This is a genomic window from Sulfitobacter sp. 1A12779 (assembly GCF_043557315.1).
GTDB classification, from domain to species: Bacteria; Pseudomonadota; Alphaproteobacteria; order Rhodobacterales; family Rhodobacteraceae; genus Sulfitobacter; species Sulfitobacter faviae.
Genome location: NZ_JBIFFU010000011.1, coordinates 43,018 through 55,593 on the forward strand (window position 1 = coordinate 43,018; position 12,576 = coordinate 55,593).

Below are 12,576 nucleotides of genomic sequence, written 5' to 3' on the forward strand. Positions count from 1 at the left end.
GGACCAGAATACCGCATGTTGAGAAGGCTAATCGACTTAATATGTATTGTATCATGGTCGTTATGACCGAACTAGCGGGGAATCGCATGTCAAATGAGCTTTTCAATCTGGACCGGTTCGACAGCGCGATTCTATCGGTGTTGGCCGAGGACGGGCGTATCAGCATCACCGATCTTGCCCGCCGCATCGGTCTGTCGAAATCCCCCACCCAAGCGCGTCTGCGCCGGTTGGAGGAAAGTGGCGTGATCCTTGGCTATCGCGCCCTGTTGGACCCGATCCGGCTGGGGCTGGATCACGTCGCCTTTGTCGAGGTGCGCCTGAACGACACGCGCGAGGCGGCCCTGCGGGCCTTCAACCTCGCCGTGGCCAAGGTGCCCGAAATCGAACAGGCCCATATGATCGCGAGCCATTTCGACTATCTGATCAAGGTGCGCACGCGGAACATGTCGGAATATCGCCGCTTTCTGGGGGAGGTGATTTCGACCCTGCCGCATGTGGCCAGCACCTCGACCTATGTGGCGATGGAGGCGGTGAAGGAAACCATGCTGGCCGATACGGCCTAAACCGTATGCCCTGAACCTTACGGCGGGGGCATTCGCCCATTTACACCGCCTGCGTGATGCTTATTGTGCGCCCCGATGCGGGCGTGATGGAATGGTAGACATACCAGACTTAAAATCTGTTGGGGCGTAGCCCCGTGTGGGTTCGAGTCCCACCGCCCGCACCACTGTTTTCAAAGACTTAACTTGCCTGCGCCAGCGTCGCAGGCTCTGCCAATTGCGTGGCGCCGGGGATGAAGACGGTAAAGGTCGTCCCCTGACCGAGCGTGCTTTTGACCGTGATGTCGCCACCATGGGCAAGGGCCAGTTTCTTGCAGATCGCAAGCCCCAGCCCGGTGCCGCCCTCGGCGCGGTCATCGGCATCTTCGATCTGGGTGAAAGCCTCGAAAATGCGGTCCAGATCCTGCGCGGCGATGCCGACGCCATTATCCTCGACCTCGAAAACAAACCCGCCCGCGTGCAGGCGCGCGCGCAGATAGATGTCCCGCGCCTTGGAGAATTTCAGCGCGTTGCCGACGATATGGCCCAACAGTTGCAGGCTGCGGCGGCGGTCGGCGGTGACGGTAAGCGGCGGGGTGTCGATATGCAGCGTCGCGGTCTTGTCATGCGCGGCGCCGTGGTGCTCTTCGACCACTTCCTCCAAAAGCGCTCGGGTGTCGAAGGCGGTCTTGTCGAGTGCGAGGTCGTTCAATTCCATATTCGTATAGTCGAGGATGTCGTTGATAATGGTCAACAATTGCCCGCCGGCGAATTTGATGCGCTGGCCGTAGAGCTCCGCCTGATCGCCCATCTTGGTGAAATGCTCGGACTCCGGTTTTTCATCCGGGCCCAGCTTGGCGAGGTTGTGGCGTTTGAGTTCCGACAGGAAGCTGGCGTAGCCGATCACGATGGTCAGCGGGGTGCGCAATTCGTGGCTCAGCACGCTCATGAATTCCGATTTCGCCCGGCTGGCGCTTTCGGCGGCATCGCGGGCCTGACGGAGTTCTTCGATGCTTTCGTTGCGGGTGCGGTTTTCGACGACGTAGCTGAAAAGAGCGGCCAGCGCGATGATGGCCGCGGTCCCGGCCACGATCAGCGCGATTAATCTGTACTCGACGGGGTTGGCATAGAGCGGCTGCGCGGCGACCTGGGTTACCTGAAAGGCAGCCATGCCGGTGAAATGGAGCAGGATGATCGCCAGCGCCAAAAGCGCGGTCATCCACAGCACGCTGCCCTTGCCCCCACGGCCCGCTGCGCCAAGCGCGAGGGTCGCAAGGACAACCGCGATGATGACGGAGGCGGTCAGATAGCCCATGTCCCAATGGATCGCACCCTGCACGCGATAGGCCACCATGCCGGTATAATGCATGGCGGAAATCGCCAGCCCAAAGATTGTCCCGCCCAGAATCGTGGCCCAGCGGGATTTCAGCAGCCCGGCGATGACGACGCCCAGAATCGAGCCGACGATGGCGATGATCAGCGACAGGAAGGTGAGCGAGAAATGGAACGTCGCCGGCGCGTCGAGCTGATAGGCAAGGATCGCGATGAAATGGGTGCACCAGATCGTCACACCCGCTGTCATCGCGGTCAGATAGCACCAAATCAATGCTTGGCGGCGCGGCTGTTCAAGCACATGCCGATAGAGCCGTGCCACCACCCAGCTGCCGAAGATGCAAAGAAGTGCTGCAAGCAGCACGAGCCCGAGGTCGTGATCGTGATGAATTGTATGGGCGACCCGGAACATCTTTATCCTATCTGATATTAACACTTGGTTAATTGCTGTCGGAATAGGGCGAAAATAAGTCTCTCGCAAGTTCACACTGTGCCGACATTTTTTAACTCCGTGGTAAGACCTTGCCGCTAATCCTCCCCCAAGGTCGGCAGTGGGGCGGGATGAGGCAGAGGCGACAGATGGCAGGTTCAGGGAAAGGAGGGAGATCGTTTAACCTCTTACGGCGCATGGTTTTTTCCCTGCGGGGCTATGTTGCTCGGATGCTGGGATCCGCTGTGCGGTGCGGCGCGTCGGGGCCCAACGGGCCGCGTGAGAGGGTGGGCATGTCAGACGAAGATACCACTGCTGCAGAGAACAGCCTTACCTCAGGGCAACCCCCGCTCATCTCCATCGTTTTCGCGGCAGAGCGGCGCATGTTTAGGCAGAACCTTGATGGTCGGCCCAATGCAGGGCTTCGCGGGGCGCTTATGCCCTCTCCCGGCCTCGCGGGCGGGAAGGGGGCCGCGGGTGAGGCCATCCTATCCCCGGTCAAGGCCGATATGGCCGAAATCGACGTGGTCTTCTCTCCCGATGGGCGCGTTTGCCATGCCAATGAGGCGGCCTGCGGTGTCACCTATGGGCTGGGGGATTGTCTGATCGGGCAACATATCAGCGATCTGTTCGGGCCGCGGCTTTGCGATGGGGCTGAAATCGGCACGCTTTGGGCGCAGGCGCTTGCGGGGCAGACGCCGCAGGGCGGCTTTCAGATGCACCCGGGGGAGGAGACGGCCCGCATTGTCCACGGTTGGCTCACGGCGGAACGGGATCCCAAAGGGCGGGGGCATGGCGTCCGGTTTCGGGGTGTCGAAGCGGCGGCGAATGGCGTGGGGCCAGTGCGCGCGGTCTCAGGCGGAAAGCGCGCGCGGCGCGGTTAGCGCAATGCCCGTGCCGCAAAGTGAAACAGCGGCGCATAACCCGCGCCGCTGTTCCTAAATTTCTGATCAGTCGCGCTTACCGGCGAAACGTTCGGCCCAGCTTTCGCGGTCCTCATCGCTGATCTTGGCAAAAAGCACCTCGGGCACTTCAAAGCTGTGGCCGGGGGCAAGCTTGCCCAAGGCCGTGGGCACATCGTCGGGCCAAGGCATGTCTTCGACCTTCATCGCTGCCAGCATCGAGGCCGAGGCCGTGGGGATGAAGGGTGCGGAAAGCACGGCGTAGAGCGGGATCAGGTTCAGCGCCAGCCGCACCTGCGCCGCCGCGCGGTCGGGGTCGGTCTTGAAGGTGGTCCAAGGCGCTTGGGCTTGGAGATATTCGTTGCCCGCCGCCCAAATGCCGCGCAGTTCGGCGGCGGATTTGCGGACCTCCATCGCCTCCATCAACGTCTCGTAACGGGCGACGCGGGCGGTGATGTCTTCGATCAGCGCCTGCTCCGCCTCGCCGTATTCGCCGACCTCGGGCACCGCTTCGCCGAATTTGGAGCGGCAGAACTTAGTGATCCGGCTGACGAAATTGCCCAGCACGTCGGCCAAGTCCTTGTTCACCGAGGCTTGGAAGTTCTCCCAAGTGAATTCGGCATCCGAGGTCTCGGGCGCGTGGCTCAAGAGCCACCAGCGCCAGTAATCCGCCGGCAGGATTTCCAACGCCTGATCCATGAAGACGCCGCGCCCGCGCGAGGTGGAGAACTGACCGCCGTCATAATTGAGGTAATTGAAGGACTTGATGTAATCCACCAGCTTCCACGGCTCGCCCGAGCCCTTAATCGTGACGGGGAAGCTGAGCGTGTGGAAGGGGACATTGTCCTTGCCCATGAACTGGGTGTAGCGCACATCTTCAGCGCCTTTGTCGGTCCGCCACCAGCTTTCCCAATCGGTGCCCTTGCCCGCATCGACCCATTCCTGCGCGCAGGCGATGTATTCGATGGGCGCGTCGAACCAGACGTAGAAGACCTTGCCCTCCATGCCCGGCCAATCCTGATCGCCGCGTTTCACCGGCACGCCCCAGCTGAGGTCGCGGGTGATGCCGCGGTCTTGCAGCCCGTCGCCGTCATGCAGCCATTTCTTGGCGATGGAGGTGGTCAGCACGGGCCAGTCGGTCTTGCTGTCGATCCAAGCGTCGAGCTCGTCCTTGAGCTGGCTTTGCTTGAGGAACAGGTGCTTCGTCTCGCGCATCTCCAGATCGGTGGCGCCCGAGATGGTCGAGCGCGGGTTGATCAGATCCTCGGGGTCGAGTTGCTTGGTGCAATTGTCGCATTGATCGCCGCGCGCATCCTCGAAGCCGCAATTGGGGCAGGTGCCCTCGACATAGCGGTCGGGAAGGAAGCGCCCGTCGGTCGGCGAATAAATCTGCCGTTGGGAGACCTCTTCGATCAGCCCGCGGTCGGCCAGCGCGCCCGCGAAATGCTGCGTGAGCTTGCGATTCTGCGGGCTGGACGAGCGACCAAAGTGATCGAAGGAGAGGCCAAAGCCTTCGGCGATGCGGGCCTGTGTTTCATACATCTCGGCGCAATATTCATCGACCGGTTTGCCCGCTTTCGCGGCGGCAAGCTCGGCGGGGGTGCCGTGTTCATCCGTGGCGCAGAGGAACAGAACATCCTGCCCCCGGCCACGTTGATAGCGCGCGTAGAGGTCCGCAGGCAGCTGACTGCCCACGAGGTTACCCAGATGTTTGATCCCGTTGATATAGGGGATGGCGGAGGTGATGAGGTGGCGTGTCATATAAATATTCCCGTGCTTGGCGCAGCCTTATCGCAAGGGCTGCGCCAGTTCCAGCAAAAGACGGGACCGGTCAATCGCGGTCCCGCGCGCGGCCCAAGAGCCGCCCGATGAGAAAGCTGGTCCGTGGCGCGTAGACGTAGGGCGTCCGCTCGGCCAAGGTGGGGCGCGCGCGCATCCGGGCAAGGCCAAAGACCACCAGCCCCCCATGCGCCGCCGCGATCATCGCAAAAAGCGCCGCCGCGCCGAAATTGTCGATCAGGACCGAGGCGAGATAGGGCGCGCCGATGGCACCCAGAGCGAAAAAGAACATCAGGGCGGCGGAAAGCTCCACCCGTTCGTCGGAACTGGCAAAGTCATGGGCATGGGCGGCAGAGACCGAATAGATTGGAAAGGTCGTGGCGCCGAAAAGCCCGGCCGAGAGCATGGTCCCCGCCGTGCCATAGCCCGCGCCCATCACGGTGACCGCACAGCCGCCCATCGCGGCGACCGAGAGCCAGATCAGCACCCAGCGGCGGTCGAACTTATCGGCCAGCATCCCCATGGGGTATTGCGCAAGCGCACCGCCCAGCACGAAGGCGGCAAGGAACCACGCGATCTGCGGCGCGCTGAGGCCGACTTCTTGGCCGTAGATCGGCCCGACCATGCGGAAAGACGCGCTGGAGACGGCGGCCACGATGACCCCCGCCGCCGCCAGTGGCGAGCGGTCAAAGGCGAGGCGTGGGCGCAGCCGCGGCTGGCTGGGCGTTTCGGGCGGGCGGACCTTGGTCAGCGTCAGCGGCAAGAGGGCAGCACAGCAGCCGATGGCCAGCAGGTTGTAAGAGACGTAAGACGCCGGGGCGAGCACGCCCACGATCAACTGCGCGGCAAGCGAGCCGCTCATGTCCACCACCCGGTAAACGCCCATGGTGCGCCCGCGGGTCTCATTGGTGACCTTGGCCTGCATCCATGCTTCGATCACCGTATAGCAGCCCGCCACGCACATGCCTGACGCGACACGCATCAGCCCCCATGCGTAGGGGTCCACCACCATCATATGCGCCATCAGGCCGATTGATCCGGCGGCGGTGAAGGCGGCAAAGGCGCGGCTGTGGCCGACGCTGCCCATCAACCGAGGCGCCCACCAGCAGCCGATGAAGAACCCCAGAAAATGGGCCGAGCCAAGCATACCGATTTCCTGTCGGCTGAACCCAAGCTGCGCGCCCGACAACACGTCGATCGGCCCCACACCTCCGGTGGAGAGTTGCAGAAGGATGACCGAGAAGAACAGGGCGGCGAAGGATATGAGCAGGCGCATGGGCGCAGATTGCGTCCATTGCTGCCCAAACGGAAGGCCGAAAACTACCGGGGCTGCGCTTTTGTCGGGGTGCTAGGATCGGCGCGGGGCAATTGCCCTTGCGAAGGCCGGGCAGGCGGCTAGGTTGCGGGAAAATCACAAGCGAGGACCAAAAGATGAAGATGAAAAAGCTCGGCTCCAGCGATATCGAGGTCTCGCATTTCTGTTTGGGCTCCATGACATGGGGCACCCAGAACACCGCCGAGGAGGGCCATGCGCAGATCGACCGCGCGCTGGAGGCCGGGATCAACTTCATCGACACTGCCGAGATGTACCCCGTGAACCCGATCAGCGTCGAGACGATTGGCCGGACGGAAGAGATCATCGGCCAGTGGTTCGCCCGCGACAAGCGCCGGGATGAGGTGGTTCTGGCCAGCAAGCACTCCGGCGAGGGGATGCAGCACGCCCGCGACGGCGCGCCGATTTCCTCCGACACGATCCCCGGCGCCATCGAAGGTTCGCTGAAGCGCTTGCAGACGGATTACATCGACCTTTACCAATTCCACTGGCCGAACCGCGGCAGCTATATGTTCCGCAAGAATTGGCACTACGACCCGTCGAGTCAGAACCGGGCCGAGACCATTGCGCATATGGAGGACACGCTCGGCGCGCTGCAACGTGAGGTCGAACGCGGGACGATCCGCGCCTTTGGCCTCAGCAACGAAAGCGCTTGGGGGCTGACCCAATGGGCCGCCGTGGCCGAACGTGTGGGCGGGCCGCGCCCGATCTCGGTGCAGAACGAATATTCGCTGATGTGCCGACTGGCCGATACCGATGTGTCCGAGACCTGCGTCAATGAGCAGATTGACATGCTGGCCTTCTCTCCGCTGGCCGCGGGGTTGCTGACCGGGAAATATCAGGGCGGGAAGATCCCCGCCGGGTCGCGTCTGTCGCTGAACGACGACCTGGGCGGTCGGGTCACCCCCCGCGCCTTTGAGGCGGTCGCGGCCTATCTTGGCGTGGCCGAGAAACATGGGCTCGACCCGGTGCAGATGGCGCTGGCATGGTGTGCGACACGGCCCTTCATGGGCTCAGTGATCTTTGGCGCGACCAGCCTTGAGCAGCTCGACGTGGCGCTTGGCGGGGCAGAGCTGAGCCTCAGCGATGAGGTGATGGCCGACCTCGACGCGGCGCATAAAGCCCATCCGATGCCCTATTGATGGCCCGCTTCGGGATGCATTTGGCGCGGCGGGGGGCCATGTTGCTGCTCTTGGGCGCCCTCGCGGCGTGTAGCGGCGGCGAGGCGCCGCCCGCGCAGACCGGGTTTCGCGATGCGGAGGCCTTGATCGGGGCCACCAGCCGCTATGACGCGGTGCGTTTTGGCGGCGATTGGCAGGTCCGGGCGGCATTCCCCGGTGACGCCGACCTGCAAGCCGTGACCTTTGCGCCGCAAGGGCCGACCCTGATCGAACAGCGCCAGACCTGCGACAGCGCCGGATGCCGCAACACCCGCACCCTTTGGGCGCTGAGCGCGCAGGGGCCGGGGCGTTACACGATGCGCGCCGCCGTCGGCGGGGCCGAGCGGCCTTTCTGGGTGCTCTGGGTCGACGAAGGGTTTCGCACGGCGGTCATCGGCAGCCCCGAGGGCGGATATGGCTGGATCCTCGACCGTCAGGTGACAGGCGGGGCGGACCGGATCGCCGCCGCGCAGGAGATCTTGGCCTTCAACGGCTATGACCTCGGGGCCCTAGAGATGAGGCCCTAAGGCACTGGCCCTGCCGCCCGCCTTCGGCCTATAGGCTGTTATGGACAGTGTTTTCGCCCCCGATCTGTGGATCCTTGTCACCCTTGCCGCCGCCGTCTTTCAGACCGGGCGCTTCATGCTGCAAAAGCATCTGGCGACCGATACGCTCTCGGCAGGCGGGGCGACCTTTTCGCGGTTTCTCTATTCCGCGCCCTTCGTGGCGCTGTTGCTGCCGCTCTATCTGGCGCTGAGCGGGCAGGGGGTGCCGCCGCTTGAGGCGGGCTTCTGGCTGTATGGGGCGATGGGCGGCACGGCGCAGATCATGGCGACGGTCTGCGTGGTGCTGTTGTTCAAGCAGCGCAATTTCGCGGTGGGCATCACTTTTAAGAAGACCGAGGTGATCCAGACCGTTCTGATGGGCTGGATCGTGCTGGGCGAGGGCGTCTCGGCCGCGGGCTTTGCGGCCATCGCCCTTGGCGTGCTGGGGCTGCTGTTGCTGTCCGGCGGGGCCGAGGCGCGGGGGCTGCGCCTCAGCGATCTGCGCAACCGTGCGGCGGGGCTGGGGATCGCCTCGGGTTTTCTATTTGCGATCTCGGCGGTCTGCTATCGCGGCGCCTCGCTCGCCGTGGCCTCGGGCGATCCGCTGTTGCGTGCGGGCGTGACGCTGGCGGCGGTGGTGTTGATGCAGACGCTGATCATGGCTTTTGGGCTGCGGCTGCGCGAACCGGGGCAGTTGCGCCGGGTCTGGGCCGCGCGGCGGGTGGCGGTTTGGATCGGGCTGACCTCGATGGGCGGGTCGCTCTGTTGGTTCATCGCCTTCACCTTGCAAAACGCGGCCTATGTGAAAGCCTTGGGGCAGGTGGAACTGATGCTGAGCATCGCGGCCACGACCCTGTTCTTTCGCGAGCGGATTTCGCGCCGGGAGTGGGCGGGCATGGCGGTGCTGGCGGTCTCGATCCTGATGCTGGTTTTGGTGACCTAGCCCGTCATCGGGCGGCCATGCAGACGCAGGAACAGGCTTTCTTCGTCGTTGTTCTTGAAAAACGGGACCGAGGCAGGCGGGCTGGTGTCACGCGCCCGGGCGGCGACCTCGGCCAATACGACTTCGGTGATGAAGGGCATGTCGAAGGACCGCGCCCGGCTCAGCGGCACCCATTGCAGATGTGACAGCTCATCACAGGCTGCGTCGAAATCATCGGGGTCGCTGGCGATGTCGTCGGCATCCACCAGAAAGAAACGCGCGTCGAAACGGCGCGGGCGGCCCGGCGGGGTCAGAGCGCGAAACACGAATTGCAGGGCGGAGGCATCGGGCAAATGGCCCGTGGCGGCAAAGCTCTGCCAGTCGGGCGGCACATCCCCCTGCCATGCGCCCTTGCGGCCCAGCACCAAACCGGTCTCTTCCCAAAGCTCACGAATGGCGGCAACGGCGATGGCATGGGCGAGCGACGGCTCGGCATCATCGCAGAGCCTGCCGTGGCAGAGCGCGTTCACCGGGGCGGCAAGGGGCACATGGGCGTCACCCGCGTCCACCGCCCCGCCGGGAAAAACGAATTTATTGGGCATGAATGCCGCCTTGGCCCCGCGTTGCCCCATCAGGATATGCGGGGTCTCATGGCGGTCGCGTAGCACGATCACCGTGGCGGCGTTGCGGATTTTGGTCTTGTCGATGGTCATGCGGTAGCGCTCCGGCAGTCAGGGGCCGAAGGGCGGGCCGCCTTAGCTTGACCGGCCGAAGCCGCCCATCCTTTTGGCCCATTGAAAGCCGATCATGGCCCCCTTCAGTCTGGGCAGAAGGTAAAGCGACAGCGCCGTGCAGCCAACCGCAAAAATGGTGAACAGGGTCAGAGGTTCGGGCCGCCATACCACATAGGCGATGTGCAGCCCCGGTGCCAAAAGGTGACCGACCAGCAGAATGGTCAGATAGGCCGGGCCGTCATCGGCGCGGTGGTGGTGGAACTCCTGACGGCAAACCGCGCAGTCGTCGTTCACTTTCAGATAGCCATGCAGCAGCTCTCCGCCCCCACAGGAGGGGCATTTGCCACGCCAGCCGCGCAGCATGGCAGGCAGGCGGGGCCGCTCTTCGCTGGCGTCGGTCTCTGCGGTGTCGGGGGACAATTGCTGGGTCTGTGACATGGGGCGATCCTCTGGTTGAGGGATAGATGCAGTCTGGGGCGTGAAATGAAAAGACCGGAGGTTGCCGTTGCGGCGCCATGTCGCGCAGGGCGGGGCTTTGCCGATTTTTCGAAAAAAGTTTGAAAACCTGCGACGGAAGTTTCGGGCCCCGCCGTTTGACCCTGTGATCGCGGCGCAAAAGCGTGAGACGATCTTTAAAAAACGAGGAGTATCAAGATGACCATTCGTACCAATATGAAGATCGCAGCTCTCAGCGGATTGTTGGCCGTGGGTGCCGTGGCCGCCACCGCCCAGCAAAGCGGGCAGGACCGGTTCCAGCAGCTTGACGCAGATGGCAATGGTGCGATCACGCAGGCAGAGTTTCAGGCCCATGCCGAGGCGCGTTTTGCCAAGGTTGATGCCGATGGCGACGGTTTCGTGACCGGCGAAGAGCTGAAGGCCGCAGGCGATGCACGCCGCGCCGATCGCGCCGCCAAGATGGTTGAGCGTTTCGACACCGACGGCAACGGCAGCCTCGACGCTTCCGAATTGGAAGCCATGGGCGACAAACACGGTGGCAAGCGCGGCGGCAAAGAGGGCGGCAAGCACGGTCATAAGGGCGGTGATAAGGGGGGCCGCATGATCGAGCGTATGGACGCCAATGACGATGGCAAACTCTCAATGGAAGAGATGACGCAGCGCCACGATCCGGCCAAGATGTTCGAGCGTCTGGACAAAGACGGCAACGGCAGCATCAGCGCCGAAGAGTTTGAAGCGGCGAAAAAAATGCATGGCAAGCGGCACCACAAGGGCCACAAAATGCACCATGACAAGCCGCAGCAGGACTAAATGAAGCTTTGGGCGCGCTTGATCATGGCGCGCCCGGACCTTAGCCATGGACGGGATGCAGGATTTGCCCAACGCGCAGCAAGATGCGGATGCCGAGTTGTTGCAACGCTATGCCAATGGCGATGCGGCGGCGGCGCGGTTGCTGACCGCGCGGCTGGTGCCGCGCCTCCACGGCCATGCGCTGCGGGTGCTCGGTGACCGGGCCGAGGCCGAGGATGTGGCCCAAGAGGCGATGCTGCGGCTTTGGCGTCAGGCGCCGAAGTGGCGCGCGGGCGAGGCCAAGGTGACCACTTGGCTTTACCGTGTCGTGGCCAACCTCTGCACCGATCGTCTGCGCCGCCGGGGGGCGGGGGTGGCCGGGCTCGATGATGTGGCGGAACCTGCCGATCCGACCCCCGGTGCCGCGCAGCAGATGCAGCAGGCCGCCCGTGTGGACGCGCTGCAACAGGCGCTGGCCACTTTGCCCGACCGCCAGCGGCAAGCGGTGGTGTTGCGCCATATCGACGGTATGGCCAATCCCGAGATCGCCGAGGTGCTGGGCATCGGGGTCGAAGCGGTGGAAAGCCTGACCGCGCGGGGCAAACGGTCATTGGCCGCGCAACTGTCGGCACAACGGGACGCATTGGGGTTTGAAAATGAGTGACTTCGACGATCTGGAAGATTTCTTTGCCGCGGCCCGGGCCAATCCGCCACAGGTCTCGGCCGATTTGCAGGCCCGCGTTCTGGCCGATGCCGAAGCGCATATGCCCAAAGCGCCGCGCCAGCCGTGGCATCAAGCGCTCTGGCAACTCTTGGGCGGTGCGGCGGGGCTGAGCGGTCTTGCCACTGCCGCGGCTGTCGGGGTTTGGGTCGGCGTGGCACCGCCCGAGGGCATGCCGGATTTGGCCGGGCAGCTCGTGACCGGCACATGGGAGACCGAGACCTCGGACCTCACGGCGGCTGACACAGGCAGCGAATTCGGTGGATTTGGCTGGGACATGGAGGAAAGTTGAGATGACACAGGATCCGACACCACGGCGCAGGCGCCTCATGCGGGTGGCCCTTGGCCTGTCACTGGCGCTGAACGTGATGATCCTCGGCGCGCTAGGCGGGGCGATGTGGCGTCACGGCGGGCCGGGGCCGCACGGCGGGGGTGATTTGCCGGGGCTGCGCAGCTATGCCTCGCCCTATGTGCAGGCGCTGCCGCCCGAAGCGCGACGCGGGTTGCATGGCAAAATGCGCGCCAGCGGCAAGGCGCATCACCTCGACCGGGAAGCGCGGCGCGCGCTTTACGACGAAATGCTCGCCGCGCTTCGGGCCGAGCCGTTTCAGGCGGATGTGGCCGCCGCGGTGCTGGCCGCGCAAGGCGAGGCCGCCGCGGGTGTTCAGCAGGTCGCCCATGACGCCTGGTTGGCCGAGGTCAGCGCAATGGATGCCGCCGCCCGTCAAGACTATGCCGACAAGCTGCAACAGCGGCTGGAAGCGGGGCCGCCGCGCAAGAAAGGCAAACGCGACGGTAAGCCCGAACGGTGAGCGGGCCGGGTGCCGCCCGCTTCCCGGTCTTGCCCTTTGCCGGACGGCGGGCTAGGCCGAGGGCGAATGACCCCGGCAGGGGGCGGCGTTAACCGGCCCCTTGCCCCTTAGAAAGCCCGGCC

14 protein-coding genes and 1 tRNA gene are annotated in these 12,576 nt (G+C 64.1%); 10 read left to right on the plus strand and 5 right to left on the minus strand.

Annotated elements, in window-relative coordinates; translation table 11 throughout:
• Nucleotides 1-86 precede the first annotated feature (86 nt).
• Together ACGYLQ_RS13690 and ACGYLQ_RS13695 are read left to right on the plus strand one after the other, a co-directional pair.
• Complete coding sequence (locus tag ACGYLQ_RS13690) at nt 87-563, plus strand: Lrp/AsnC family transcriptional regulator (RefSeq protein ID WP_067267484.1); 477 nt, start codon at nt 87-89, stop codon at nt 561-563.
• 77 nt (nt 564-640) lie between these two features.
• Nucleotides 641-727 (plus strand) — tRNA-Leu (locus ACGYLQ_RS13695).
• A gap of 14 nt (nt 728-741) precedes the next feature.
• Here the strand turns inward: ACGYLQ_RS13695 and ACGYLQ_RS13700 are convergent.
• Nucleotides 742-2,283 (minus strand): MHYT domain-containing protein, encoded by a 1,542-nt coding sequence (locus tag ACGYLQ_RS13700; RefSeq protein WP_394443430.1) that lies wholly within the window; start codon nt 2,281-2,283, stop codon nt 742-744.
• Nucleotides 2,284-2,594: 311 nt separating this feature from the next.
• Between ACGYLQ_RS13700 and ACGYLQ_RS13705 the strand changes: the two genes are divergently transcribed.
• On the plus strand, nt 2,595-3,185 hold the full coding sequence (locus tag ACGYLQ_RS13705) for a PAS domain-containing protein (RefSeq protein ID WP_394443432.1): 591 nt from the start codon (nt 2,595-2,597) through the stop codon (nt 3,183-3,185).
• Between the two features lie 66 nt (nt 3,186-3,251).
• On the opposite strand, the gene metG is transcribed toward ACGYLQ_RS13705, so the two are convergent.
• Together metG and ACGYLQ_RS13715 are read right to left on the minus strand one after the other, a co-directional pair.
• Nucleotides 3,252-4,964, minus strand: coding sequence for a methionine--tRNA ligase (gene metG, locus ACGYLQ_RS13710; protein ID WP_394443434.1), 1,713 nt, complete (start codon nt 4,962-4,964; stop codon nt 3,252-3,254).
• 70 nt (nt 4,965-5,034) lie between these two features.
• Complete coding sequence (locus ACGYLQ_RS13715) at nt 5,035-6,258, minus strand: MFS transporter (RefSeq protein WP_394443435.1); 1,224 nt, start codon at nt 6,256-6,258, stop codon at nt 5,035-5,037.
• A gap of 155 nt (nt 6,259-6,413) precedes the next feature.
• Between ACGYLQ_RS13715 and ACGYLQ_RS13720 the strand changes: the two genes are divergently transcribed.
• Genes ACGYLQ_RS13720 through ACGYLQ_RS13730 form a run of 3 tightly spaced genes read left to right on the plus strand, consistent with a single transcriptional unit; the run spans nt 6,414 to nt 8,963 of the window.
• Nucleotides 6,414-7,457 carry an aldo/keto reductase gene (locus ACGYLQ_RS13720; protein WP_394443437.1) on the plus strand — a complete coding sequence of 348 codons (1,044 nt, stop codon included), beginning with the start codon at nt 6,414-6,416 and terminating at the stop codon, nt 7,455-7,457.
• Entirely contained in the window at nt 7,457-8,002 is a 546-nt protein-coding gene (locus ACGYLQ_RS13725; RefSeq protein ID WP_394443439.1) for a lipocalin family protein, read from the plus strand. Before ACGYLQ_RS13720 ends, ACGYLQ_RS13725 begins: the two co-directional genes overlap by 1 nt.
• A gap of 40 nt (nt 8,003-8,042) precedes the next feature.
• Nucleotides 8,043-8,963, plus strand: a complete 921-nt coding sequence (locus tag ACGYLQ_RS13730; protein WP_394443441.1) for an EamA family transporter — start codon at nt 8,043-8,045, stop codon at nt 8,961-8,963.
• Here ACGYLQ_RS13730 and ACGYLQ_RS13735 read toward each other — a convergent pair.
• Both ACGYLQ_RS13735 and ACGYLQ_RS13740 read right to left on the minus strand, forming a co-directional pair.
• Nucleotides 8,960-9,655, minus strand: a complete 696-nt coding sequence (locus tag ACGYLQ_RS13735; RefSeq protein ID WP_209219340.1) for an NUDIX hydrolase — start codon at nt 9,653-9,655, stop codon at nt 8,960-8,962. The two genes, ACGYLQ_RS13730 and ACGYLQ_RS13735, sit on opposite strands and share 4 nt — an antisense overlap.
• A gap of 42 nt (nt 9,656-9,697) precedes the next feature.
• Nucleotides 9,698-10,114, minus strand: a complete 417-nt coding sequence (locus ACGYLQ_RS13740) for a DUF983 domain-containing protein (RefSeq protein ID WP_067264746.1) — start codon at nt 10,112-10,114, stop codon at nt 9,698-9,700.
• Between the two features lie 216 nt (nt 10,115-10,330).
• Here ACGYLQ_RS13740 and ACGYLQ_RS13745 point away from each other — a divergent pair, with 216 nt between their 5' ends.
• The 4 genes from ACGYLQ_RS13745 to ACGYLQ_RS13760 are packed head-to-tail and all read left to right on the plus strand — an operon-like array spanning nt 10,331 to nt 12,454.
• Nucleotides 10,331-10,942: a calcium sensor EFh gene (locus ACGYLQ_RS13745; protein WP_394443442.1), complete on the plus strand. Its 612-nt coding sequence runs from the start codon at nt 10,331-10,333 to the stop codon at nt 10,940-10,942.
• Between the two features lie 46 nt (nt 10,943-10,988).
• On the plus strand, nt 10,989-11,585 hold the full coding sequence (locus tag ACGYLQ_RS13750; RefSeq protein ID WP_394443444.1) for an RNA polymerase sigma factor: 597 nt from the start codon (nt 10,989-10,991) through the stop codon (nt 11,583-11,585).
• The gene (locus tag ACGYLQ_RS13755) at nt 11,578-11,934 is read left to right on the plus strand and encodes a hypothetical protein (RefSeq protein WP_394443445.1); all 357 of its coding nucleotides are present in this window, start codon (nt 11,578-11,580) and stop codon (nt 11,932-11,934) included. The genes ACGYLQ_RS13750 and ACGYLQ_RS13755 overlap by 8 nt, the downstream gene beginning before the upstream one ends.
• A gap of 1 nt (nt 11,935) precedes the next feature.
• Nucleotides 11,936-12,454, plus strand: a complete 519-nt coding sequence (locus ACGYLQ_RS13760; protein ID WP_394443446.1) for a periplasmic heavy metal sensor — start codon at nt 11,936-11,938, stop codon at nt 12,452-12,454.
• Nucleotides 12,455-12,576 lie beyond the last annotated feature (122 nt).

Bases quoted from the DNA above. Each gene is read 5' to 3' on its own strand.
- ACGYLQ_RS13700 (WP_394443430.1), bottom strand. From the start codon at position 2,283: ATGTTCCGGGTCGCCCATACAATTCATCACGATCACGACCTCGGGCTC.
- ACGYLQ_RS13730 (WP_394443441.1), top strand. From the start codon at position 8,043: ATGGACAGTGTTTTCGCCCCCGATCTGTGGATCCTTGTCACCCTTGCC.
- ACGYLQ_RS13690 (WP_067267484.1), top strand. From the start codon at position 87: ATGTCAAATGAGCTTTTCAATCTGGACCGGTTCGACAGCGCGATTCTA.
- ACGYLQ_RS13755 (WP_394443445.1), top strand. From the start codon at position 11,578: ATGAGTGACTTCGACGATCTGGAAGATTTCTTTGCCGCGGCCCGGGCC.
- ACGYLQ_RS13750 (WP_394443444.1), top strand. From the start codon at position 10,989: ATGGACGGGATGCAGGATTTGCCCAACGCGCAGCAAGATGCGGATGCC.
- ACGYLQ_RS13745 (WP_394443442.1), top strand. From the start codon at position 10,331: ATGACCATTCGTACCAATATGAAGATCGCAGCTCTCAGCGGATTGTTG.
- ACGYLQ_RS13740 (WP_067264746.1), bottom strand. From the start codon at position 10,114: ATGTCACAGACCCAGCAATTGTCCCCCGACACCGCAGAGACCGACGCC.
- ACGYLQ_RS13760 (WP_394443446.1), top strand. From the start codon at position 11,936: ATGACACAGGATCCGACACCACGGCGCAGGCGCCTCATGCGGGTGGCC.
- ACGYLQ_RS13735 (WP_209219340.1), bottom strand. From the start codon at position 9,655: ATGACCATCGACAAGACCAAAATCCGCAACGCCGCCACGGTGATCGTG.
- ACGYLQ_RS13725 (WP_394443439.1), top strand. From the start codon at position 7,457: ATGGCCCGCTTCGGGATGCATTTGGCGCGGCGGGGGGCCATGTTGCTG.
- ACGYLQ_RS13720 (WP_394443437.1), top strand. From the start codon at position 6,414: ATGAAGATGAAAAAGCTCGGCTCCAGCGATATCGAGGTCTCGCATTTC.
- metG (WP_394443434.1), bottom strand. From the start codon at position 4,964: ATGACACGCCACCTCATCACCTCCGCCATCCCCTATATCAACGGGATC.
- ACGYLQ_RS13715 (WP_394443435.1), bottom strand. From the start codon at position 6,258: ATGCGCCTGCTCATATCCTTCGCCGCCCTGTTCTTCTCGGTCATCCTT.
- ACGYLQ_RS13705 (WP_394443432.1), top strand. From the start codon at position 2,595: ATGTCAGACGAAGATACCACTGCTGCAGAGAACAGCCTTACCTCAGGG.